Source organism: Veillonella parvula, assembly GCF_002005185.1.
Taxonomy (GTDB): Bacteria; Bacillota; Negativicutes; order Veillonellales; family Veillonellaceae; genus Veillonella; species Veillonella parvula_M.
In genome coordinates this window covers 1,467,253-1,492,712 of the sequence record NZ_CP019721.1, presented here as the reverse complement: position 1 = coordinate 1,492,712, position 25,460 = coordinate 1,467,253, and the positions used below count along the sequence as shown (strand labels likewise).

The window sequence follows — 25,460 nt, the reverse complement described above, 5'->3', positions numbered from 1 at the left end:
ACTATGTAGAAAACACTTCTAAGTAGAAAATATTACTAACATCAAGAATTAAGAATATTACATTATTAAAACGTAAGCAGCCTATAGTTAATTAGTTATTTTGTAATGGCTTACCTAATTAGACTTTATATTACGCATTAGGATCATGCTCTTGTTCCGCATTTTTCTTATTAATATAGTTCTTATATACTTTCCAAAGAATGAAGTATACAACACCTGCAACAAGAACAATAATTCCTAATCGTCCCATATTTTCTTGGAAATTTACAATATCTGTACCAATAGCTACTTCTAAAGCCGTAGATGGAAATTTACCAATCAAGTTTGCCAATATATAATCTCTAGGTTTGATTTTACTAATGGCCCCTAAGGCGGTAATGACTCCAGATGGAAAATACGGTAAGGATCGTGCAAATAACATGACCACAAAACCATTTTTACCAGAAAAATCATCTACTTTCATCAATACTGTACTCTTAGCAATCAACTTGTCCGCTGTATCACGTAAGAAGTAACGCATAATATAAAAGCTAATGACTACGCCAATCGTCTCAGCAAGCCAAGAGATAATAATCCCAGGCCACATACCAAATACTAGACCATTAGCTGTAGATATAAAAATTGACGGTAAAAAGCCTACGGCATTAACAAAAATATCGAGGACCATACTCACCACCATGGCCATAGGACCAAAGCTTTGAATATACTCCGCTACCTCCTCCATAGAGCCACTCGTTGCCAAGTGCCACATAGTCGGATAAAACGTAGGATCTACTATATTTATGACAATTAATAAAACAATGAAACCAATACCTGCTATTAACTGTACCCAACCTTCACCAGAAGGTTTTAAATTTCTTTTACTCATATATACCTCGTATTAAAAAGACTAGCTTCATTATATCACGTATTCTATAGAAGAGTTATAACTAGTTACATTTCTTTAATTCTAATCTGAATAGCAATTTTAATACTCTATTTATCTAATTTCTACCGGTTAAAACTATTGTTTTTAGAGCATAAACATTCTATTTCCTAAGGTATTACCAGTTAAAATATATATAATTCCAATAGCATAATAATTAACTTTAGATGTATAATACTAGTATAATGAGAATATTCTTAGTGAAAGAAGGTATAATATGGTATCAGCAGGTCAAACAGCTACAGCAACAGTTATAGTAACTGAATCTAATATTGCAAAAACAATGAAGTCTGGTTCTTTAGAGGTCTTTGCTACACCAGCGATGTGTGCACTTATGGAGGAAGCTGCACAAGCTGCAGTACAGCCATATTTAGAGGACGGTGAAGGCACAGTAGGTATCTCCCTATCTATTACTCATGAGGCCCCTACGCCTTTAAGCGCAACAGTAACAGCAAAAGCTACTGTAAGTGCTGTAGAAGGTCGTAAAATAACATTTGATATTGAAGCCTCTGATGGTGTTGGTATTATTGGTCGTGGCACACATGAACGATTTGTTATTAACAACGAAAAATTTATGGCTAAGGTGCATAGTAGAGCAAAATCTAACTAATAGTCTACTATTTTACTAATAGGTTTATTGCTAATATCTTATTTACTTTATTAAAATAATAAAATACAAAACAAAAATGGCATCTATCAAATGACAGATGCCGTTTCTATTTACATATTAAATTATATAATCTACTAAAGAATTAGCAAATTTTAACTACCCAGCCTTCAGGAGCTTCGATTTCACCATGTTGAATGCCAAGTAATGTGTCATATAATTTTTTAGTGATAGGACCCATATCATCCATGCCAGCAGGAACATTAATAGTGCCTTCTGGAGTATCGATTTGACCTACTGGAGAAATAACAGCCGCTGTACCACAAAGACCAATTTCAGCAAAGTCTTTTAATTCATCTTTATGAACAGGACGATGTTCTACAGTCATATCAAGGTAGTGTTCTGCCACATACATCAACGAACGACGTGTAATGGATGGCAAGATACTATCAGATTTAGGTGTAACTAATTTACCATCTTTAGTAATGAAGATGAAGTTAGCACCACCAGTTTCTTCTACATGTGTACGAGTAGCCGCATCAAGATACATATTTTCTGCATAGCCTTTGTTATGAGCATCAGTGATAGCATACAAACTCATAGCATAGTTCAAGCCAGCTTTAATATGCCCAGTACCATGAGGAGCTGCACGATCAAAATCAGTGATACGAATTTTGATTGGTTTAGCACCACCTTTGAAGTAAGGGCCTACTGGTGTTGTAAACACACGGAATTGATATTCATCAGCAGGTTTTACACCGATAACGGAGTTTGTACCCATCATGTAAGGGCGAATATAAAGGCTTGCACCATGACCATATGGAGGAACAAAGTCTTTATTTGCTTTTACAACTTCTTTTACAGCTTCGAGGAAACGACCTTCAGGTAATGTAGGCATTACAAGGCGTTCACAGGATTGATTCAAACGTTCTGCATTCAAATCTGGACGGAAGCATACGATATGACCATCTTTTGTGTAGTATGCTTTCAACCCTTCAAAGACAGTTTGAGCGTATTGGAATACTCCAGCACATTCATTAAGGACAACGTTAGCATCAGTAATTAAACCACCTTCGTCCCATTTACCATCTTTATATGTAGTCAAATAACGGTATTCGGTTTCTACATAACCAAAACCGAGATTATCCCAATCGATATTCTTGCTCATAACAATAACCTCCATTTATATTGATATACACTTAATCTTATCACTATCATCTTGTATTTTCAATAGATTCTATAGAGATGATAAATTATATATACAGATATAGTATCTATTAAGATATATCATCTATACATAGGTAACATATTAATAGATATGTATATTATCAAATAGGCCACCAGCTATACTATCGTTGAATATAAAAATTGTTTTTTTACAGTATAGCTGCCGCCCTATTTATATTATAATAATTTCAGATATACATTATCCTATTTTACTAAGAGGTCCCTATTATGAACGAAAATAAACATTTTTTAATTCCTAATCCTAAAAGTATCATTTGTATTGGCCTTAACTACGCTGATCATATTGCTGAAACTAGTCTAGCTACACATGATTTTCCAGAAATCTTTATGAAAACATTAAATGCTCTTGCAGGTAATCATGATACAATTACCATTGAAGACGAAACTTTCCATTACGATTATGAAGGAGAATTAGTTATCATCATCGGTAAATCTGGTAAAAACATATCTCCTGAAAAGGCAATGGAACATATCTTAGGCTATACCATTGGCAATGACGTATCTGCCCGTACATTACAATTTAGAGGCTCTCAATGGATTCTTGGCAAATCGCTTGATCACTTTGCTCCTATTGGTCCTAATATTGTATCTCCTGATGATTTTGACTTTGAAAGTGCTAATATTACGACAACAGTAAATGGTGAAATACGTCAACAAGCAAAGCTAGAACAAATGATTTTTAAGCCTTATAACATTATTGCCTTCTTATCAACATATATGACACTCCAAGAAGGTGACATTATCTTTACAGGTACGCCTAGTGGTGTAGTATTAGGTAAAAATGAAAGTAAGTATTCTTGGTTAAAACCAGGAGATATTGTTACAGTTTCCATAAGCGGTATTGGTACCTTAGAAAACAAATTTATTTAAAATAAGTACATTGTTAAAGTATTGTATTTGCTCGTATTCTAATTATTACGATATCTATTTACATTACAACTAAATATATCTAAACACAAAAAAGAGATTACTTCTATGTATGTCTAACTATACATAGAAGTAATCTCTTTTATTATTATCTATATTTTATATTTACTATTACTTTATTTATGCTCCAACTCTAGGTCTAGCATATATTTCTTACGTTCAATGCCCCCTGCATATCCTGTTAACTGGCCATTACTACCAATAACACGGTGACAAGGAACGATGATAGAAATAGGATTGTGCCCTACAGCCCCCCCTACGGCTTGAGCAGAGAATTTCTCTTTACCTTGTTGCTGTGCAATCTGTTTACCAATATCTCCATATGTTGTAGTTTCACCATAAGGAATTGTTTGTAATATAGACCATACGGATTTACGGAACTCAGTACCTTCTAACTGGATAGGAGGTGTAATAAAGGGATTTTTACCATTAAAGTATTGATTTAGCCACATAATTGTTACTTCAAATGGACCTGTTAGTTGCTCTATATACTCCGCATCATCATAACTAGGTGCATGAGCTTCATCAATAAAAAATAAATCTGTTAAGTATGATAATGTACCAAGCATAACCATAGTTCCTAATGGGCTTTCATAGGTGTATTTATAATTCATAGTACATTAACTCCTTCTTAAGATAACAAATCATTCAATACCTTTTGTATGTCTTTATTAAATAATACTGTATTTTGCTGAATATCAAATGGAATCGATTGTTTTTCAATATTAACTGGTACATATAGTGTGTCTATATTGTCATGTGCCATCCGCATAAATGGATATTTGATAATCATCGGCGTATTATAGCCAACACCAAGTTCTAACAATACAGTTTTCTTATCTTTATAATTCTCTATAAAACTTGCATATCGTTTTTGAGCCGCATACCAACCTTCGTCTTGCACAAAGGCACCGTCGACACGTAAATTCATCGTCATTAGTTCGCCACATCTAGGACAGTGAGGAATTAATTCTGTAGGAATTTTCATATCCTTTTGTTCTTTCACCATACGACGCACTTGTTCTTCATTATCATAAGTCTTTTGATGACATGGCTCAGAGCATTGCCACAAGCCATAATCACCTTGCATATAATAAAATCTATTTTTATCCACTCCAGCAAATTGCATTTGATGATCTACATTAGTGGTAATCACAAAGTAATTCTTATTTTGTAATAACTCCATCAACCGAATATAAGGTTCACCTGCTAAAATATCATAGCGATTATAGAAGATATGACGGCTCCACCACGCCCAATATTCTTCCATGCTTTCAAATGAATAGAATCCACCAGAATACATATCTGTGATACCGTACTTTTTGTGAAAGTCATCGAAGTATTTATGAAAACGTTCTCCACTATAGGTCAGACCCGCTGCAGTAGACATACCGGCCCCAATACCTACGAGTACCGCATCAGCTGTATTCAAAAAATCTTTTACACGTTCTATATTATCCCAATAATTTGTTGTAGATTTCATAATCTATATCCTTATATACATTAAATACCACTTGTATTTTACTATTAGTTTCTTTTAAATACCTACGTACCGTATCGATAGCAATTTGGGCCGCCAATTCATTAGGAAATCTAAACTCACCAGTAGAAATGCAGCAAAATGCAATGGAGTTCAAACTATAAGCATTAGCTAGCTCCAAACAAGATCTATAGCACGATGACAATTGTTCTTTTTCTAAGTCTGTAACAGTATCATAAACAATAGGCCCTACCGTATGGATAACATGACTGGCAGGTAAATTAAAACCATAGGTCATACGAGCTACACCTGTCTTTTTAGGCATATCCATATACTCAGTCATCCTAGCACAGGCCATACGTAACTCAATACCAGCAAAAGTATGAATGGCATTATCAATACATTTGTGATTCGGTAGAAAACAACCGAGCAACTGCTCATTAGCTGCATTGACTATAGCCTTTACCGCTAGACGCGTTATATCACCTTGCCACAAATAAATTTGTGGTTCTCGTTCTTCCATATCATTAATCGTAACGATGCCTTTTTCATGAGCCAATGTATTTAAATATTCATCCTCTACCTTCATCCAGTCAGTGGGCATAGCTCCTGCAGGACGAATATTACATAGAGCTCTAAATAGAGTAAATTGTTCTTCTTCACTCACAGGAATTTCTAAATGTTCGTTATGCCTCTCTTTGTATTCTGCTACTAAACCCTCTAAAAGATAATGTAATCGTTCTTGCTGTGTCATATAAACTCCTAAATAGAATTGACTAGAGTATAACCTATTATATAGCAAAAAACTGCTAGCACATAATATGCTAGCAGTAACTTTACTGATTAGTATTATATCAAAAACTAAGGTCTAACAAAAGCTTGACCACCATGGTTTACAAGGATATCTCCATCTAATACTTTAGTAATAACCCCTTGTAGACTACCTTGGATTTGGCTCATCATAAAGCGATAGCCTGGGCTATTCAAATGTTTAGTAAGGGCTTCCTGATCGCTATAGATCTGAATAACGTACCAGCGATTTTTTGCGTTTCTTTCACGAAGCACATAACCAGCCTTATAACCCGCATCATCCCGAACGGCACGTTCCATATCGAGTTGATATTGTCGTTGTACCGTATCGATTTCATTGCTATCAACAGTAAACTCAGTTAAGGTAACTACTGCCTTACCATCATTTACAATGGATAATGCATCTTTCTTTTCAAATAAAAGTACAGACTGTACATCATACATCTTACGATTTGTTAATTTAGAACCTACTTCATTAACAAAGGCTTGATAATGGTCAGATTTGCGATGTGTCTCAATAGCAGCTAAATCTTTATAGATTTCAACTACATAAGACTCCGAAGGATTACCCTTTACATGCGCCACATTCATGGACAATGTATTAGGTTCTTTTTCCATAGATGCTGTCAGATTAGCTACACCTGCACTATTATAAGTTCCTTGTAGCTCTAAAGGTACTTCGAAACGATACATACCTACACTTGGTGCTGTATCAACTGATTGATCTCGTTCCATAACAAGAGCTGCAAAAGATGTGCTTACACCTAATACTGCAATAGCAGATGTTAGTACAATACGTTTTAACAAATTTTTATTCATAAAAAACTCCTAAATCACAATGTAATATATTCTACTATTGTACCATGCTCTTCAATGAGTTTAACTAGTTCTTTACCTTGAAGCCACACAGTCGCATCATTTTGGTTCGGATGTATGCCGATTAAATTATTCTCGTAGTCCGCGTCAATATAGTAATGGACCTTGCGTTCCTCATCATGGAGCAAGCAAAATGGAGATACGTGACCTGGTTTAATCTTCAATATATTCCATAGCTCTTCTTCAGAGCCAAAGGAAATCTTTTTCAACTTATGGTCCTTACGGAACTGTTTTAGATCCACACGCTTTGAACCACGAACGGTAATTAAATAGTAATGCTCTCGTTTATGATCTCGTATAAATAAATTCTTTGCATCCCACTCAGGATAGGGCAACTGCACATTTGGCTTATCGTCCATACTAAATAATGGTGCGTGATCTGTAATTTCAAAATCGATATGATGGTCACGTAAACAATCATATACGCCTTGTTTATCTAACATGTAATACCTCTAATATATCGTTTCTACTTGGTGAAAGTTACTACATAATAAAATCGATTAACATAGTGAAAGTACCAGTTGTACCGGTTACATCGATTATGTCTTGTTAAATATATCCCAAGCTTATTCTGGAATCGTATAGGTACCATCAAATACAAATAATTCAGGATGTTCATGTACGAATGTATCTTCATAAATTCCATCATATTCATACACTACATCATCTTTTTTATCGAGAAAATCGAACAATTCCTCTTCATTTTCCCAGTCTTGTAAAATAGTCCATCGTTCAGCTCTATCAAATGGAACTGAACCACCAAAGTAATCGATAACTGATTGTAAATTATCTGCTAGCTCATCCATCTTGAAGAGGCGTAACCCTGCAAGAGCATCTTCCCATACAATGCCTGTTGAGTTATATAAAAACTGATGATGACCACCATTATTGACCTCGGCAAAATACCAACATATTGCATTTAGGTATCGTTGCTCTAAAGTGAAAGGTTTTCCAGATTCTAAATAATCATCGTAAGAACCATATATATTGATAGTCCAATACATGGGCTCATTAATGGTCCACATATCATCTGTAGATTGAATTGCTTCAATAGTAATGGTCCGATGACGAGGTACACCTTCTCGGTTCTTCTTTTTCTCTGCTACATAATTGCTATAAGCTTTACATAACTCAGGATACTCTGCTTCACACTGTTCAAAGTCCATCTGCATATAGCACATATCAATGACTTCAAAACAATACGATTTTATATCATCCAGATTCTTTTCCTGAGCTAAACGTACGCCCTGATCTACTAATCTTAGCATCTGTTTCATAGTATCTGATGTATACGATTCATTATTATCTAAAGCAACAGCTCCATACGCATAGGCACAGCGATAATACCACACCGCATCACGATACTCTTCATCAATAGACTCTAATACCTTAATTGCCTCTTTTTCATTGCCATTATTGTTATAAGCTCTACCGAGCTCACCTAACAGAGATATAGATAAGTTTTCTATGCCTACACTAGTTAACACATCAATAATAGTTTTTACATTTCCAGTATCATTAAGCTCTTTAACAGTTTGTAATTGCTCACTTTCAGAAAAAGATAAAAACTGTTCAATAGTTATAGACATACAATACACTTCCCCTCATATTATCAATATGTATATGAACTCATCTTAGCATAATAATAACAAACAACACAAAACAATAAATTACAGATTTTAAAATAATAGTTTATGACAAAAAAGACTATTTAACTAGCTACCAAGCCATACAACAAATACAGGAATACCTTCATCATTATCGTCAATATCTTCAATTTCATCAGCTTCAAATTCGTGATCATCATAGACTAGATTTTCAAAGAATACATGATCACCGAGCTCTTTATTGGCCATTAAGTTATGTATCTTGAAAAGAAGCTCTTCAGTAGTAAAGTACTGACCATTATCTGCTTTAAGGCGAGCATAGATTTCAACTTGCCACATATCATCTTCTTTATCGTCTTCTAGTAATTCATCTACCTCGTATAAGTGTTCATTAGGGTGAAGCTGACTTTTGCTTTCAATCCAAGCTTCATAGCTTACAAAAATTTCAGGCTCTACTAATGGCGGTAAATTATCAGGATTAACGTTATGCGCTTCTAAGCATGTATAAAACTCCTTAGCAAACTCTTCTTTAGTATAGGTAGTTTTATTAAAAACCCAAGGAATTCCCTCAAACTCATGATAATAACCTTCATATATTTTATTACCATCTTTATCAACACCAAGATATTCAATCTTTTCCGTGTTCTCATTTTTGTTAAAAAGGTTTTTGATCATTTCAAAAATCATAATATAATCCTCCTTGTAATCTTTTAAACAATGCTTTGATTTTATTATACCTAACATATTTCTCAATATTCTACATTAATCCCCTATAAAATAACGTAGCCCGAAACACAAAAGTATATAATTTCTACGTATATAGTAAAAGCCCTCGCATAGCGAAGGGCTAATCTATTATTGTCTTATAATGTTCTATACTAACTAGCTACCACAAACAATAAAGAATACAGGTATACCATCTTCATTATCTATAAGTCCGTATCCTTCACATTCATGACCTTCGTATTCAATACCTTCAAAGAATACGTGATCTCCTAATTCTTTATTGGCCATTAAATTGTGTAATTTAAAAAGTAATTCTTCTCTAGTAAAATATGTACCATTATCCGCTACAAGATGAGCCATAATTTCTACTTGCCACATGCCATCTTCTTTATCTTCTTCCAGCAATTCTTCGTCGGTAGCACGTTCATTATCAAAAAGTTGGTCTTCACTTTCAATCCAAGCTTCATAGGTTACTAGAATTTCAGGTTCTTCTAATCTATCGTCGTCATCTGCTTCATCATCTACATATTTCTTTACATTTTCATTGTATTCTTTGGTAAACTCTTCTCTGCTATATGTTTGCTTATTAAATACCCAATGCACTACATCATATGTAGGATAGTTATCCTCTTCGCGTTCATTAATGTCTCCAGTAGCTTTACCTTCTGTAGTAATTTTACTATTTTTCTTATCAAAGAGATTCTCAATGGTATCAAAAATCACAGGGTAATCCTCCTTGTAATCTTTTGGCTTGATTTGAGTTAATAAGTATTTTACAACTTCGCAACACCAGCCCAGCTGTTTATCTAAATGGGACTCTTTCGCTATTTTCATACCTGCTTCTATTAACTGTAATGCTTGCTGCACATGTTCAGATTCGTAGCTTTCACCACATCCCAAAGATGCATGAGCATAGCCACAACGATAATACCAAGACCAATCGCGATATGCCTCATCAATACGATTAAATAAATCAATAGCCTCTGCTGCGCGGCCATTATTGTTATACATACGTCCTAAGGTGCTTAATAGTATAGGAGACAAATTATCGATACCCATATTAGTTAACAGTTCCATCGCACGCTTGATATCAATGCCCTCTTGTTCATTAAGGAGCTTAACCTTTTCCGCATCACTTAACGATTGAAACTCTTCATCCGTAATTTCTTCTATACTGATATATAAGTTCTTAATAAAGTCACCAAAATTATCTGCTAAGAGAGTAATTGAATAATCACCTTCTTGGTCTACACGTACAACCTTAGGTTCACCGCTAGGACCACAGTCACGATAATCAAGGAAAATCATATCGTGACCACCAGAAATCGTATCGGCTACAACGACACCGATAGGGGGATATTTTACTTTCGAAATCCAAAATTCATTCCCCATCTCACCTAAAAGAGAGTATTTTTTATCTCTATCGATGCCATATATTCCTGTTATATATACACAATCGTCATCATCATTAATAAAACAATTTTTCTTTACTACACCACCATTATGGTTTTTAAGTAGCTCAATATATGCAGCAGGCAATGTATAACCTAATTCTGCTTCAGCTGCTTTAATATCCCTATCAGTAACCGGTTTACCAATATAGGATTCAAATGCATAGTCAACATCGTTCCAAAATCCAGTCCAATCAAAGTCTTTCAGATTACTCATAATACCCTCTCCTAGTTTAAACCGATATAATCTAAATTCTTAATTACTCATTTATAGAATAAGTTTTGATTAAAGCTTTTACCTCATGTCGTATCAATATGGTATCTACAATATAAGAAAAAATGATATAAGGAGATGCATTTATAATCGCTATAGGCGCTAATATAATTGCTACCCATAATAGATCTAGAGGATATGCATACCACTTAATATCTATGGTATTTAAAATGGGTATAACATAATCTATCACTCTTAATTCCCATTGCATTAAGGGATTTAGTTCCTCACTTGTTCCTACTAGCCAAGCGAAGATAATCCCAAAAAGCAAAAAATATACTATGCCAGATGGAATTAATATCTTCGCCCTCTTTTTTAATAGATTACGACAAATCTCATCTTCTTCCTCTGGTTCTATTTCATATAACATATTGCACTGAATCTGAATGCGTCTAAATCGATAACGAATATACTTATACAAAATGTTATTAGGTGTATATAACATAATAGACTCCACATATAAGTCATACTAGCAAAATCATGGAAAATATATCATCCATCTATGGCAAAATAATGTAAATCTTTGAATTCATCATCCCAAAATGTAAAAGAAAAGATATGGGTATCATCAAAGGTTTGCTCGCAATAGGCCACAGCATCACGTTCTGGTTCGATAATAGGCATACCAATGCGTGATTTCACGTCATCAATAGTTATATCACTATACAAATCTCGTATTTCGTTATAAATGAAAGTTACAATTGCATCTATATTTTTATGGTAATTAACAGCTAATAGCTTTGCCGTATCTAAATTAATATCTGTTGGTTTCTCATCCCAGCAAAACTGTATTCCTTCGCAGGATATGGTATATTGCCTTAACTGTTCATCATATATTACAGGATTAGTCATCATTTGTACCCTTTACATAGCTTTCCATCTGCGGTCTTAAATCTAACACGATTTCCCAATCATCTAATGATGGTACCTTATGATGTGCAATAAAATCTTTTATTATCTGTAATGCCTCTTGAGGGCCTAGCTCATTTTTACCGTATATTATCGCACCTTGCTCGCCATCATTAGTTACACTAAGCTCTATATGTAATAAATCCGTATCTTCATCACTACAAACTTGTACAAAATTATACATTTTATTATCTATGGAGATTGCCTTTGATAGTGAGATAACTACAAAATCTTGCTCTTGATCCTCAATAGCGTAGAGATTTTGCTCAACTTCATTCAAGGTAATCCCTTCATACTTATAGTCACCTACATCAATAGACCAATCCGTATATGTTTTCTCCAAAGTATCCGTCATAAGTATCGCCTCTCCTTTACGATATACATTAGAATAAGTTTTCTAATTGACCTGCCATATCTGCCATAAACTCATCAAACTTGCAAAGTTCTCGTAACTCTTGATGCTCTATATCATAACAACCAATCTTTTTAGATTTAGGGTCCCATACAATTTGCCAATTATTATACTCGCCTAGCTCTTTAGATAAACGCAATAGGTTACGGCGGCCTACTTTAAATAGAATTGTATCAATTAGAGGGAAAAATTCTATGGATATAAAATCAGAATATGGCAATTCAAAATAAAGATTATCCGACTCTAAAAATGCAACTAATGCTTTTGGTAGTTTAAAAGGTTTCAATTGATCCATTTTATTCTGTAAATCATGATACCCAACTGGTTCTAGATTTTTAAAATACTCAGCCATTTTCATATCGTCCTTTTCAACAGCAATGCTATAGGGACGCATGCCATCCTTTTCCGTGATAGTCACATCTGCACCATGTTCTACCAAGTATTTACACATCTGTAAATCTACGTACCGAGCAGCTACACATAATGGAGTTGGCTTAAAAGGATATACCGAATCTGGTTTATTGTAATTAATATCTACACCATGATTGATAAAGAAATCTAGGACCTCATAATTTCTATCTGTAATAGCATTTCTAAAAGCTGGACCACCATATTTCTGAACTGTATGGCCTAAGTCATGAATTATCTGTAAGTGCTTATATTGCTTACCATATAAGGCAGCCTGAAAAGCATCTACATCCACAGCATTCAAGGCATGAATATTAGCACCATGAGCCACAACATAATCTATTACCTTTTGATCAGCATACCGTACAGCTAACAAGAAACTTGGATTTTCTTCATCATTTAAATCTGCTCCATGTTCAACTAACCATTGAACACTAGGTAAACAATTCATTACTAATGCTAATTCTAGAGGGGAATACTCACTGTACTTACCCAGTTGTATAGGTTTATGAATATCCCAACCATCCACTAATGCGTTTTCTAACGCTACGATATTTCCTTTTACGATATCAAATACTATTTTAGGCACAGCTTCAAAGGTACCTAAATCCTTTAGTTCTATCATGTCTCTCTCCCATGAACTATATTTTTAAAATGATTATTACTAATTACATTATATTACATTTATAAGTATGAGTGTATAGTAAAAGCCCTTTGCATAAGCGAAGGGCTATCTTTCTATTTCTCTTGTACTTGTTTACCACTCATATGTTCAATAGTGATTTCAAACATCTGAGTTGCTCTACCATTACGAGCAATTTGTTCATCAGCTAACGCTTCATCAGGATAATATTTCATAGCAAATTCTTTTAATCGAGCTATAGATTCTGGACCTGCCTCTAATAAACGGCATCTACCAAATACTACTGCACTTTGTACATATGGGGCCCATGGTTCAGATTCATCAATATCCTCATCCCCATATATTGTAAAACATACCTTATCTGAAGCTTTTAATGCATCTACTTTATGACCAGCTTTGGCTCCATGAAAATAAATTTTCTGTGTTTCATTATCATAAAAATAATTAATAGGAATAGCATAGGGGTATCCATTAACACCATTCATGGCTAGAATACCTCGACGATTAGATGTTAATAATGCTTCTGTAGTAGCCCGATCTATTTCATTTATCTTTTTACGAATTGGTTTAAACATAATATGTCTCCTACTTTATTTACTAATTGTATTTACTAGATACATAAAAGTACCACTATTAGTATCATCAACTTTAGAGTATTCTTTCCAATGTATAGGATACATACCAGTTAATACTATAGGTGCTTCCATTCCACGCATAGTTCCTTTTCCTGTATTATCGGACCAATTCATGCATCCAGTTTTAATAGAACCGTCATCAATAGAGAATTCAGAGTATGTACAATTTGCTTTTATGGGCGGTTTTAAATAAGACATCTCACTAGTTATCTTAATCGTATAACCTTCAATAAATTTATTACTCTTATCCCTAAATTCCTCTATACGCATTATATCTTTTAAATAGTTATAACAGCCTTGGTCCTTAGCACCTTGCTCCTTCAACACATACACTTCACCATTTATAGTTTTAATACATTTTTTTGTCGTATATTTAAGCTCAATAGGAATCCATTTACCATCTAATATAACAAGAATATCGAGATGTAAATTAGGATTAAATTCAGGTACAAACTCTAGTCTGATATCACAATTTGGATATTGTTCTTTAATTATCCATGCTAGGCTAAATTGAAAGTCTGCTTCTGAATGAAATATTGGTCGCCTTTTACTCAATTGGTACATTATTTCATCAATATCTAAGGTTAATCCCATACTATATACCTCATTCAAAATGATTTAACTACTTATGCTAATTATATTATATTTTTATATATGTTTGTATCGTAAAAGCCCCTCGCAAAAAGCGAAGGGCTAAAATCAATTAATTTAAATCTTAACTTATCTTTATTGATTATGTTATTAAAATACTATTTTGATTTTTAAAGATTTCCCTCAACAACTATAACAGATGTATGTTGAAGTACTTCCTTTATCCAATCAATAAATGTGTTTAAAAACTCTTGCTCTTCTTTACTAGAGTTTATAAGATCAACTTCAATATTATGAATTATTTTAATCCAGTCGTCTTGCTTAATCCAATTATCAAAGCACACATCAAATCTATCACTTTCAGTATTATCTGATGCATCTATAATAGGATACACTTGATTAAAGTAAGAAACTAAGATATCAAAATCTGGACTATAAACCCGTAATGGATTTCTATAACAATGCCAATCCTTCCAGCTTGGTGAAGAATTAGATATATCATTAATTTTTAGAGGATTAAAGTCTAATCGTATGAGCTCTCCTAACAGTGCATTAAGCCTTAACTCTATATACTCTTGTTTTTTATAATCCGTTGGTTTCAGCCAGACCATATATAGCTCACTCCATAAACTTATAATACAAGGTATTATTTTATCTCTTTATTCCTAGTGTGCAAAGCCATTATGTCGTGCATTCTTACGAGTGTTAATACTGGTTTGCTCTACGCTCCCAATACCTATAAAAGGATTATATCAATCTTTCTCTCCCCTATATCTAGCATAATTTTATCTGTAAAAAATAGGGTTTATTTTTTGACACAATATACCATGTCTCCTCTATTCCAAATATACATAATGACAGATACTGGAGGTTTTTCATTGATCCAAAGCCAACCTGTATATGTAGTTGTATTGGCAAAATAGCCTTCCGTAATTATTTCAAATTCTGAATCTACAAACTCATTCATAAAGTCACATAAACAAATGGACTTTCCATTAAATCGACCTTCACCTAAGGTTTTGTTAAATATTAGTACCTTACACAAGTCAATATCACAGTCTTTAAAAGATATTTCACCGGAAAATGCTCTTTCCTCACCGTCTACCAATTGATACATTTTGTCAACTGTTAACGTTAATATTTTATTATGAATTCTGATTCCATTTACTTTACTACCATAAAGACTAAAAAGAATTTTACTCTTTCTATCATGTATAAACTCCATATTATTCCTCACAAGATTAAAGCAAAAACCGTAATCCCTAACATGGACAATGCTAATGCTTACTGCGTCGTTTCACTCCTAGTAAGCAAAGCCACCGCCTCAACGTGAGCAGTCATAGGAAACATATCCACAGGTTGGACTTCTTTAAGTTCATAGCCGTATTGTGTGAGTATTTCAATATCTCTTGCCATGGTTGCAGGGTTACAGGATACGTAGACAATGCGTTTAGGTTCCATACCAGCCGCAGAGGTTAGTACTTCTTCTTTACAGCCCGCCCGGATTGGATCGAATACGATAACGTCAGGTCGTACACCTGCTTTATAGAGTTTTGGCATTTCCACGGCCGCATCGGCGACGATAAACTCTGTATTATCATAGCCATTGTGTCGTGCATTTTCACGAGCATTGATAATCGCTGGTTCTACGATTTCTATACCGATAACATGTTTTGCTTTATGAGCTAAGAACAGTGAAATAGTGCCGGTACCACAGTACGCATCGATAACGGTTTCGTTTCCTTTTAGGTCTGCATATTCTAATGCTTGATCATAAAGCACTGTCGTTTGTTCAGGATTGACTTGGAAGAAAGAGTGTGGAGATAAGGTAAACCGTAAATCCTTGATATAGTCTGTAATCGTTCCATCCCCATAGAGAACACTATTTTTAGGCCCTAATATAACATTAGTACGCTTCCCATTTACATTATGAACAATGGTTTCCACTTGGGGAACTCGTTCAGTTAATTTTTCAACCCACTTCTCTTGATGTGGCAAGTGTTCTGTCGCGGTTACAAGGATAATCATCCATCCAGATTGTCCAATACGACCGATTACATGGCGCAATATACCCTTTCCTGTATGTTCATCATAGGGTTCAATATCAAACTCTTTAGCAATTTGATAACATGCTTGAGCAATGATATTATTACCTTCATCTTGTATAGGACAATTCGTACCTTGTACGATATCATGTGATCCCATCGCATAGAATCCCATTTGAATATTCCCTTTAATCCCACCCACAGGCATTTGCATCTTATTACGATACGCCCATGGTTCTTTAGGTCCCAATGCTGGTTTTACAAGTTCTGGATTTTGATGACCAATGCGTTCGATAACGTCCTTCACCTTTTGTGTTTTTAGTGAAAGCTGGCCTTCATAAGTAATGTGTTGCAACTGACATCCACCACAAAAGCCATAGAGATCACAGCGCGGATCGATACGATTAGGAGCCATAGTAACAATTTCTAACAGACGCCCTGTGGCATAAGTCTTTTTCACCATATTGATGGATACTTTCACGGTTTCCCCAGGCAAGGCAAAGGGAACAAAGACTGTAAAATCCTCTACACGACCTACACCTTCACCGCTACTACCGATACCGTGAATGTTTACTAATACTTCATCACCTAACTTAACTGGAACATTGAGTATGGCCTGTTGCTTCTTAGATAATGTACTAATAACTGATTGACCTGTATTTGCACGATTACCGTTTCTACTTTGTTGTTTAGATTTCTTCTTACGAGATGTACGTCTTGTACCGTTCATTACGCGTCTCTTTTCTTCCAAATTTTAATCATGCCAGTTACGATAAGTACGAAGAATACAGTACCAAATTTCACGAGCAATTCTTCACCTTGTATATATGGCATAAGAAGTGGATCTTCCACAATCATTTCACCAGCAACCCAACCTAATAACGCACCACCAGCCCAAAGAATGATAGGAAACTTATTGATGATACGAGCAAATAGTGTGGAGCAGAACACAATGATGGGAACAGTAATCAACATACCAACAATAACGAGCTCTAAATGTCCTTTAGCGGCACCAACTACGCCAATTACATTATCGATACTCATCATCGCATCAGCCACAATGATTGTCCAAATGGCTCCCATTAAGGAATTCTTAGCTTCGATATGTGCCTCTTCATCCCCACCTTTTAAGAGTTGAATGGCAATCCATACAAGTACAAGGCCACCACCTAAATGAATAAGAGGAATTAAAGTAAGTGCTTCCACTAAAAGAGTGGCAAATACAAGGCGCATTCCAATAGCCCCTACTGTACCCCAGATAACGGCTTTCTTTTGTAATTCTGGCACCAATTTACCCGCTGCCATACCAATAACAACGGCATTATCTCCTGCCAATAAAATATCGATCAAAATAATTTTGCTAATCGTTATCCACGTTGCAGCTTCTAAAAATTCCATTCTATACTTACCTCAATTCACTCTGCTAATTCAATAACTATCCCTTAACTATACCACAAATTCTCTATTTTCTCATCTAAAAGAAAGCTCTTAGATTACCACTGTTATTCTTAAGATTAGCCTATAAGGTTCTTTATAATGGCTATACTTTTACGAAAAAATATCTCTCCTCCTATGACTAGAAGAAGAGATTTATTACATTATTTTTTAAGTTTCTTTACTAACAAAGATGCCCCTACTACGAGGATAACAGCTCCGACTTTGATGAGTAATGCATACGGTTCTACGGTATGTGAAATTAATTTATCTTCCACACTCATTGCTGCACCCACCCAGGCAAGGATACCGCCACCAACGTAAAGGATGATTGGAAAGCGTTCGATAACTTTTACAAATAAAGTACTACCATAAATGATAATAGGTACTGTAATAAGCATACCGATTGCAACTAATGTCATATCACCATTAGCGGCACCAACTACACCAATAACATTGTCAATACCCATAATTCCATCAGCAATGACAATGGTCATGATAGCAGCGCGCAAGTTATCTTTAGCCTCGATATTATGCTCGCTATCATCATCAACAACAAGCTTGTAACCGATCCATAAAAGAAGGATACCACCAACTAAACGAAGAGCAGGAATATTGTTCAATGCCTCTACAAATAGGAATGCCATAACAAGACGTAAAATAATGGCGCCAGCTGTGCCCCAGAAAATCGCCTTCTTCTGTAAATGTGCGGGTAGGTTGCGAGCCGCCATACCAATAACGATGGCATTATCACCAGCTAATAAAATATCAATAACGATGATTTGAAGCATCGCTAATAAGCCTTGTACAGTTAAGATGTCCAATGTATCCTCCTTAGAATAAAACAATAGTATATATATTATAATCGATATAGTAAAGTAGTGTAAAATTCAATTATCAACATATATATACGTTTTTATCATAATTCTTTCTTATTAAATAAGATAGTTTATATAAGGTCATTTCTCCCCTTACATAATCACAATATGGGCTCTATTTTTTTTATAAATTTAATTCCTTTTTCCCTTAGGTTTTGGCTATTAAATTAAGCTACTTTATGATATGGTATAGTATATCGTTACTAGGGAGGTTAGTATGTATCAGACATATTCTATACTGCAAAAATTATGGTTGTTCATAAAACTATTTACTCCAATGTGCATCACTCAATTTTCCCTGATTGGAGCTACCTTCATCGCCATCTTTTTAACGGGGCAATATAGTACGACTGATTTAGCGGGTGTCGCTACGGGATATAATTTGTGGCTCCTCTTCTATATCTTTGCACAAGGTACATTAATGGGTATCACGCCAATCATTTCTCAACTATTAGGAGCTAAGAAAACAGATGAGATTCCAATAATCTTTCATCAAGGCCTTTTCATCGGTACAGGACTAGCATTTTTAATTTTATTAATTGGTATATTCGGCTTACGCCCTTTATTGACATATTTAAATCTTGAACCCGCTGCCACCGAGGTATGTATTAGTTATCTGAAAGCCTTTGCACTTGGTTTATTCCCATTACTCTGGGTAAATACCTTGCGTAACACAGTCGATTCTCACGGATTGACGCATTACTCCATGGCCATTGTCTTTACAAGCTTTGTGATTAACGTATTCTTAAACTACGCACTCATCTTTGGTCATTACGGCTTTCCTGAAATCGGTGGTGTTGGTGCTGGCTATGGTATTGCCGGTGCCTGTTGGACAAACTTTATTCTATTTAGCTTAGTCATTCTATTGCATCCTAAGTTAAAAGGCTATCGCATCTATAAAGATTTCCATAGCCCGAATTTCCACTATATCCGTGAACAATTACAAGTTGGTATTCCCATTGGCTTCTCCATCTTCTTTGAAGCTAGTATCTTTAGCATTGCTGGTCTCTTAATGGTTCATTTTGGTTCTGCTGTAGTAGCAGCCCACCAATCAGTAATTTCCTTTACTAATGTATTCTATTGCTTGCCATTAAGTATTGCCATGGCCTCTACCATTGCCGTTGCTTATGAACTCGGTGCAGGACGAAAGAAGGAAGCGATCCAATACTCTTATATTTCTCGTGTATTAGCTATCATTATAGCTGTTCTTATATGCGCATTTACGTTCACCCATATGGATAATATTGCTGATCTATTCACCAATGATGATGAAGTATATGAGCTTATTTATCACTTCCTGGGGTATGGCGTATTTTTTGCTGCTATCGATGCCATAGGTACTCCATTACAAGGTATTCTAAGAGCCTACAAGGATGTAAAAATAGTTCTTTACATCTCACTCATTTCTTATTGGGGTGTATGTTTCCCAACGGCTTATACCCTTGCTAAAAATCCAAATTATGGACCATTTGGCGTATGGATTGGTTTGTTGGCTAGTGTAGTAGTTGCAGGTATATTATTTACACTTCGCACATACTATATACAACATTACAAACCTAGAGCTATTACAAAATAATAAAAGCACCTATTGAATATTACACATCAGTGTAAAACATTAATAGGTGCTTTTTCCATTTTATTTTAAAATCTCTTGTTTCTCTACTTTGGACATACGAAAGAAATTATATAGCATTTCTGCCGTCTTATAATTCATAGATTCTACTTTTGCAAGTTCATCAATAGATGCCTCTTTCATGGCCTCTAAACTATTAAAGTGAGCCCATAAGGCCTTACGGCGTTTAGGCCCGATGCCTTCAATATGGTCTAATATAGACTCAAGATTTCGCTTGCCACGCAACTTACGGTGATAGGTAATGGCAAAGCGATGAGCTTCATCACGAATTTGTTGAAGTAATTGAAGTTCCGGCGTGTGATGACTCAAAATGATACTTTCAGATTGCCCCTCTACAAAGACCTCTTCAATACGTTTAGCCAAGGAAATGACAGGCACATCTGTAACACCAACGGCACGGATTAACGGCAAAGCCGCATTGAGCTGACCTTTACCTCCATCGATGATAATAAGGTCCGGCATAGGCCAGTCTGTTTCATTACCGTAGCGTCGTTCCATGATTTCTGCCATCGATTTAAAATCATCTGGCTTACCCTGTGTGGTTTTCAATTTAAAGCGACGATATTCCTTCTTCGCAGGCTTGCCACCTTCAAAAACAACCATAGAAGCTACCGTTTCAGCCCCTTGTGTATGAGATATATCAAAACACTCCATACGTTCAGGTAAACGTGGTAAGTCGAGAATCTCGGCTAACTTCTTAACCGCTCCGCCAGTCTTATCGATTTGGTGCTGCCACTGACGACGACGTTCTTCAAGGAAAGTTTCCGCATTTTCATGAGCCATCTTAATCATATCCATCTTATAGCCACGCTGTGGCACAGATACATCTACGTGTTGACCTTTTAGCTGTGTAAACCATTCACTTAATAAGTCCCTATCTGTACTCTCCATAGGTAGTAGTAACTCTTTAGGGATAAAGTTTGTATCTCCATAGTATTGCTTGATAAAGTCCGTCATAATGGTTTCTGAACTATCACCATCATGTTGCACAAAGTAATTCTCACGGCCTAACAGACGACCACCACGGATGAATAACAACTGTACACAGGCCATCGATGTATCTACAGCCATTCCTAATACGTCTAAGTCGCCACGTTGAGTAACCATGCGTTGCTTTTCTTGTATCTTTTCAATACTAGATAATTGATCACGATACCGTGCCGCATCTTCAAAGCGCAAATCTTCTGCAGCAGTTTCCATCTTTGACTTAATTTCCTTTAGCAATGATATAGGTTTGCCTTCAAAAAGTTCTATAATTTCGTCAATATACTTCCGATAATCCGGTACAGATATTTTGTTAAAACACGGTGCCTCGCAGTAATGCATATGATACTGCAAGCACGGGCGTTCTACCTTCATAGACTTACAGGTACGCAATGGATAGTACTGGCGTATTAATTTCAGTACCACATGGACGGATGTAACGTCTGTAAAAGGGCCAAAATACTTAGCCCCATCACGCTCTAGGCGACGCGTCATATATACACGAGGATAGTCTTCTTGCACTGAGATTTTGACATAAGGGTACGTCTTATCATCGCGGAGCCTAATATTATATTTAGGTTCATGCTCCTTGATAAGCGTATTTTCTAAGATAAGTGCTTCCATTTCCGTCTTTGTTTGAATGACTTCCACATCGACGGCACGTTTCATCATGGCCGTAACCTTTGGTGCCCGGTTTGCATCGTTACGCACATAGGAACGCACACGATTGCGCAGATTAATAGCCTTACCTACATAGATAATGCGGTTATATTGATCGCGCCATAAATAGACACCTGGCGTCGTTGGCAGATGACTGACCTTTTCCAGTAATTCTTCAGACGGCATGTTTCCTCCTTTCCTAGTAGATTACAAGAGAATAGGTTACACACTTCTTTAAATAATGCTCTTTATGAATTAAAGGATGTAGTCTATTCTCTTTATGATTTTTCTTTTATAGAAACTTAAATATATGTACTATTTTATTTCTTATGCTTAGCTGCTTTCATAAATTTCTTAGTCTGTTCTAATACAGGGCCCAAGAATTTGCCGGTATAGCTTTCTTTCACCTTAGCAATTTCCTCAGGCGTGCCAGTAGCCACAATAGTGCCACCGCGATTACCACCTTCAGGACCAAGATCGATGATGTGGTCAGCCATTTTAATAACATCTAAGTTATGTTCGATAACAACAACTGTATCGCCACCCTCTACGAGTTGTTGCAATACGTGTAACAACTTACGAATATCTTCAGCATGAAGGCCTGTAGTAGGCTCATCAAGGATGTATAACGTTTTACCGGTGCTACGACGAGCTAGCTCAGTAGCTAATTTTACACGTTGTGCTTCACCACCAGATAATGTAGTAGCCGCTTGACCTAAACGAATATAGCCAAGACCAACCTCTTGGAGGGTAACCATCTTACGATTAATTTTAGGTATGGCACTAAAGAATTCTACCGCATCATCTACGGTCATATCTAATACATCAGCAATGGATTTACCTTTATACTTAACCTCCAAGGTTTCACGATTATATCGCGCCCCTTTGCAGACTTCACAAGGCACATATACATCTGGTAAGAAATGCATTTCAATCTTGATAATACCATCACCACGGCAAGCCTCACATCGACCGCCTTTTACGTTAAAGCTAAAACGACCTTGTTTATAGCCACGCATCTTAGCTTCTGGCGTTTGACTATATAATTCGCGAATCGCATCAAATACACCTGTGTATGTAGCTGGATTGGAACGAGGTGTACGCCCGATAGGGCTTTGATCAATATTGATGATTTTATCAATATGTTCAATGCCTCGAATCTCTTTATGAGCTCCCACCTTATGATAAGAACGATACAACTGATTGGCTAATCCTTTATAAAGGATTTCATTGATTAAGGTAGACTTACCAGAACCACTGACCCCCGTAACGACAGTAAATAATCCTATCGGAAATTTTACATTAATATTATGTAAATTATTTTCCTTCGCACCGCGAATTTCAATGCAATTCTTGCCTGGTTTGCGGCGTTCTTCGGGAAGTGCTATAAACTTACGACCACTTAAGTACTGACCAGTAATGGAGTTTTCTACCTTCATCACTTCCTCAACAGTACCTGCTGCAATAATTTGTCCACCATGCTCACCCGCCCCAGGACCGATGTCTACTAAATAATCAGCAGCGCGCATCGTATCCTCATCATGTTCTACAACAAGCAAGGTATTTCCTAAATCACGTAGCCCTTTTAATGTATCGATGAGGCGATCATTATCACGTTGATGTAAACCTATAGATGGCTCATCTAGGATATACAACACACCAACAAGGCCAGAGCCAATCTGTGTGGCCAACCGAATACGCTGTGCTTCACCACCAGATAATGTGCCTGCACTACGGTTCATTGTTAGGTAATCGAGGCCTACATTATTGAGGAAACCTAACCGAGCATTGATTTCCTTCAAAATTTGAGCGCCAATGACTTGTTCACGCTCTGTTAATCGTAGATGTCCAAAGAAATCTAATGCTTCCTTTATAGTTAATTGTGTAACCTCATTGATATTCTTATCCCCTACGGTAATAGCCAATACTTCAGGTTTTAGACGAGCACCATGGCAAGTAGTACAAGGCTTAATGGACATAAACTTTTCAAATTCTTCACGCATAGAATCGGTAGAGGCTTCACTATGACGGCGCTTAACCATCGGTAAAATGCCTTCATACTCAGTAAAGAATTCCTTTATTTCACCTCTCATATTTTCATAGGTGAAACTTACCTTATCCGTCGTACCGTACATCACCTTTTTCTGTAATGCTTTCGGCAATTCATCATAGGTGGAGTCTAAGGAATATCCATTAGCTTTTAATAGGCCTTCTACTTGACGCATAAACCAAGCATTAGGATTAGAGCTCAATGCTTGCACACAACCATCGGCAAAGCTAATGGATCCATCTGGAATAACGCGCTCCTCATCAACCTCCATAGTAGAACCAATCCCTAAACAGGATGGACACGCACCAAATGGACTATTAAATGAGAACATACGTGGTTCAATCTTAGGTAGCGAAACATGACAATCCGGGCACGCAAAATGTTGGCTATACATATGTTCAGGTCCATCTACCTCTTGAATCACAACGATGCCTTCCGCCCATTTTGATGCAGTCTCCATAGAGTCAGCCAACCGGGATTCAATGCCTTCTTTTACAACGAGGCGGTCTACTACGATATCGATGGAGTGTTTTTTATTTTTCTCTAATACGATTTCTTCGTCCAAGGTACGCACTACACCATCTACGCGAGCACGAACAAAGCCTTCTTTGCGAAGTTGTTCAAATACCGATTTATGTTCTCCCTTTTTACCTTGAATCATAGGGGCTAGCACTAAAACCTTAGTACCTTCAGGAAAGCTCATTACATCGTCGGTCATTTGTTGTATTGTTTGTTGTGTAATAGGCTTACCACACTCTGGACAATGGGCATGACCTACACGAGCAAATAATAGACGCAAGTAGTCGTAAATCTCCGTTACAGTACCAACCGTAGAACGAGGGTTGCGACTCGTCGTCTTTTGGTCGATAGAAATGGCTGGAGATAAGCCTTCAATATAATCCACATCAGGTTTATCCATTTGTCCCAAAAATTGACGGGCATATGCAGACAGGGACTCAACATAGCGACGTTGCCCTTCTGCGTAAATCGTATCAAATGCTAAGGATGATTTACCAGAGCCACTGAGTCCAGTCAAGACGATAAACTGATCACGTGGCAAGGATATATCAATATTTTTTAGGTTATGCTGACGCGCACCTTTTACAATCAATTGGTCTTTCATTATCTTTCCTATTTAAAGAGATGATACCAAACGGCATCATCTCTCTGATTACTAACATGAAATAATATATGTATATTATCGCACATATAGTCTATATAATCTATGTGTTTTCTTACAATCTTTT

26 protein-coding genes are annotated in these 25,460 nt (G+C 36.1%); 3 read left to right on the top strand and 23 right to left on the bottom strand.

The window, feature by feature from the left end:
* Positions 1 to 130: 130 nt before the first annotated feature.
* Positions 131 to 868, bottom strand: coding sequence for a TVP38/TMEM64 family protein (locus B1A77_RS06880; RefSeq protein ID WP_077708345.1), 738 nt, complete (start codon positions 866 to 868; stop codon positions 131 to 133).
* A 274-nt stretch (positions 869 to 1,142) separates the two neighbouring features.
* On the opposite strand from B1A77_RS06880, the gene B1A77_RS06875 reads away from it, so the two are divergent.
* A complete protein-coding gene (locus B1A77_RS06875; protein ID WP_024062426.1) occupies positions 1,143 to 1,535 on the top strand; it encodes a thioesterase family protein in 393 nt (130 codons plus the stop codon).
* Positions 1,536 to 1,677: 142 nt separating this feature from the next.
* Here the strand turns inward: B1A77_RS06875 and B1A77_RS06870 are convergent, their stop codons facing one another.
* Complete coding sequence (locus tag B1A77_RS06870) at positions 1,678 to 2,700, bottom strand: branched-chain amino acid aminotransferase (protein ID WP_077708344.1); 1,023 nt, start codon at positions 2,698 to 2,700, stop codon at positions 1,678 to 1,680.
* 287 nt (positions 2,701 to 2,987) lie between these two features.
* Here B1A77_RS06870 and B1A77_RS06865 point away from each other — a divergent pair, with 287 nt between their 5' ends.
* Positions 2,988 to 3,650, top strand: a complete 663-nt coding sequence (locus B1A77_RS06865) for a fumarylacetoacetate hydrolase family protein (RefSeq protein WP_077708343.1) — start codon at positions 2,988 to 2,990, stop codon at positions 3,648 to 3,650.
* 173 nt (positions 3,651 to 3,823) lie between these two features.
* On the opposite strand, the gene B1A77_RS06860 is transcribed toward B1A77_RS06865, so the two are convergent.
* The 19 genes from B1A77_RS06860 to B1A77_RS06770 all read right to left on the bottom strand — a co-directional run bounded on the left by B1A77_RS06860 (position 3,824) and on the right by B1A77_RS06770 (position 18,832).
* Positions 3,824 to 4,321, bottom strand: coding sequence for a methylated-DNA--[protein]-cysteine S-methyltransferase (locus tag B1A77_RS06860; protein WP_004693510.1), 498 nt, complete (start codon positions 4,319 to 4,321; stop codon positions 3,824 to 3,826).
* Between the two features lie 17 nt (positions 4,322 to 4,338).
* On the bottom strand, positions 4,339 to 5,190 hold the full coding sequence (locus B1A77_RS06855) for an SIR2 family NAD-dependent protein deacylase (RefSeq protein WP_024062271.1): 852 nt from the start codon (positions 5,188 to 5,190) through the stop codon (positions 4,339 to 4,341).
* A complete protein-coding gene (locus B1A77_RS06850; protein WP_077708342.1) occupies positions 5,162 to 5,941 on the bottom strand; it encodes a protein-ADP-ribose hydrolase in 780 nt (259 codons plus the stop codon). Before B1A77_RS06850 ends, B1A77_RS06855 begins: the two co-directional genes overlap by 29 nt.
* Positions 5,942 to 6,048: 107 nt before the next feature.
* Positions 6,049 to 6,816 carry a putative quinol monooxygenase gene (locus B1A77_RS06845; RefSeq protein ID WP_077708341.1) on the bottom strand — a complete coding sequence of 256 codons (768 nt, stop codon included), beginning with the start codon at positions 6,814 to 6,816 and terminating at the stop codon, positions 6,049 to 6,051.
* Between the two features lie 14 nt (positions 6,817 to 6,830).
* Positions 6,831 to 7,316, bottom strand: a complete 486-nt coding sequence (locus tag B1A77_RS06840) for a prolyl-tRNA synthetase associated domain-containing protein (protein WP_004693503.1) — start codon at positions 7,314 to 7,316, stop codon at positions 6,831 to 6,833.
* Positions 7,317 to 7,439: 123 nt separating this feature from the next.
* Positions 7,440 to 8,462: a DMP19 family protein gene (locus B1A77_RS06835; RefSeq protein ID WP_077708340.1), complete on the bottom strand. Its 1,023-nt coding sequence runs from the start codon at positions 8,460 to 8,462 to the stop codon at positions 7,440 to 7,442.
* Positions 8,463 to 8,588: 126 nt separating this feature from the next.
* Positions 8,589 to 9,167 carry a hypothetical protein gene (locus B1A77_RS06830; RefSeq protein WP_077708339.1) on the bottom strand — a complete coding sequence of 193 codons (579 nt, stop codon included), beginning with the start codon at positions 9,165 to 9,167 and terminating at the stop codon, positions 8,589 to 8,591.
* Between the two features lie 195 nt (positions 9,168 to 9,362).
* The gene (locus tag B1A77_RS06825; RefSeq protein ID WP_077708338.1) at positions 9,363 to 10,874 is read right to left on the bottom strand and encodes an SMI1/KNR4 family protein; all 1,512 of its coding nucleotides are present in this window, start codon (positions 10,872 to 10,874) and stop codon (positions 9,363 to 9,365) included.
* A gap of 43 nt (positions 10,875 to 10,917) precedes the next feature.
* Positions 10,918 to 11,376, bottom strand: a complete 459-nt coding sequence (locus B1A77_RS06820) for a glycosyl transferase family 4 (protein WP_077708337.1) — start codon at positions 11,374 to 11,376, stop codon at positions 10,918 to 10,920.
* Positions 11,377 to 11,423: 47 nt separating this feature from the next.
* Positions 11,424 to 11,783, bottom strand: coding sequence for a hypothetical protein (locus B1A77_RS06815; RefSeq protein ID WP_077708652.1), 360 nt, complete (start codon positions 11,781 to 11,783; stop codon positions 11,424 to 11,426).
* The gene (locus B1A77_RS06810; RefSeq protein WP_077708336.1) at positions 11,776 to 12,195 is read right to left on the bottom strand and encodes a bacteriocin; all 420 of its coding nucleotides are present in this window, start codon (positions 12,193 to 12,195) and stop codon (positions 11,776 to 11,778) included. Before B1A77_RS06810 ends, B1A77_RS06815 begins: the two co-directional genes overlap by 8 nt.
* Before the next feature lie 28 nt (positions 12,196 to 12,223).
* Positions 12,224 to 13,285 (bottom strand): ankyrin repeat domain-containing protein, encoded by a 1,062-nt coding sequence (locus tag B1A77_RS06805; protein ID WP_077708335.1) that lies wholly within the window; start codon positions 13,283 to 13,285, stop codon positions 12,224 to 12,226.
* A gap of 113 nt (positions 13,286 to 13,398) precedes the next feature.
* Positions 13,399 to 13,878 carry a pyridoxamine 5'-phosphate oxidase family protein gene (locus B1A77_RS06800; RefSeq protein ID WP_077708334.1) on the bottom strand — a complete coding sequence of 160 codons (480 nt, stop codon included), beginning with the start codon at positions 13,876 to 13,878 and terminating at the stop codon, positions 13,399 to 13,401.
* Between the two features lie 15 nt (positions 13,879 to 13,893).
* On the bottom strand, positions 13,894 to 14,532 hold the full coding sequence (locus B1A77_RS06795; protein WP_077708333.1) for a hypothetical protein: 639 nt from the start codon (positions 14,530 to 14,532) through the stop codon (positions 13,894 to 13,896).
* Between the two features lie 167 nt (positions 14,533 to 14,699).
* The gene (locus tag B1A77_RS06790; protein ID WP_187658818.1) at positions 14,700 to 15,140 is read right to left on the bottom strand and encodes a BdrN protein; all 441 of its coding nucleotides are present in this window, start codon (positions 15,138 to 15,140) and stop codon (positions 14,700 to 14,702) included.
* A 194-nt stretch (positions 15,141 to 15,334) separates the two neighbouring features.
* Entirely contained in the window at positions 15,335 to 15,754 is a 420-nt protein-coding gene (locus tag B1A77_RS06785; RefSeq protein WP_077708332.1) for a hypothetical protein, read from the bottom strand.
* 59 nt (positions 15,755 to 15,813) lie between these two features.
* A complete protein-coding gene (gene rlmD / locus B1A77_RS06780; protein ID WP_077708331.1) occupies positions 15,814 to 17,304 on the bottom strand; it encodes a 23S rRNA (uracil(1939)-C(5))-methyltransferase RlmD in 1,491 nt (496 codons plus the stop codon).
* On the bottom strand, positions 17,304 to 17,972 hold the full coding sequence (locus tag B1A77_RS06775; RefSeq protein ID WP_077708330.1) for a TerC family protein: 669 nt from the start codon (positions 17,970 to 17,972) through the stop codon (positions 17,304 to 17,306). The genes rlmD and B1A77_RS06775 overlap by 1 nt, the downstream gene beginning before the upstream one ends.
* Positions 17,973 to 18,172: 200 nt before the next feature.
* Entirely contained in the window at positions 18,173 to 18,832 is a 660-nt protein-coding gene (locus B1A77_RS06770; RefSeq protein ID WP_077708329.1) for a TerC family protein, read from the bottom strand.
* Between the two features lie 271 nt (positions 18,833 to 19,103).
* Here B1A77_RS06770 and B1A77_RS06765 point away from each other — a divergent pair, with 271 nt between their 5' ends.
* A complete protein-coding gene (locus tag B1A77_RS06765) occupies positions 19,104 to 20,462 on the top strand; it encodes an MATE family efflux transporter (protein WP_077708328.1) in 1,359 nt (452 codons plus the stop codon).
* Positions 20,463 to 20,522: 60 nt separating this feature from the next.
* Here B1A77_RS06765 and uvrC read toward each other — a convergent pair whose 3' ends face one another.
* On the bottom strand, positions 20,523 to 22,349 hold the full coding sequence (gene uvrC, locus B1A77_RS06760) for an excinuclease ABC subunit UvrC (protein WP_077708327.1): 1,827 nt from the start codon (positions 22,347 to 22,349) through the stop codon (positions 20,523 to 20,525).
* A gap of 134 nt (positions 22,350 to 22,483) precedes the next feature.
* Positions 22,484 to 25,336 carry an excinuclease ABC subunit UvrA gene (uvrA, locus tag B1A77_RS06755; protein WP_077708326.1) on the bottom strand — a complete coding sequence of 951 codons (2,853 nt, stop codon included), beginning with the start codon at positions 25,334 to 25,336 and terminating at the stop codon, positions 22,484 to 22,486.
* Positions 25,337 to 25,460: the final 124 nt, after the last annotated feature.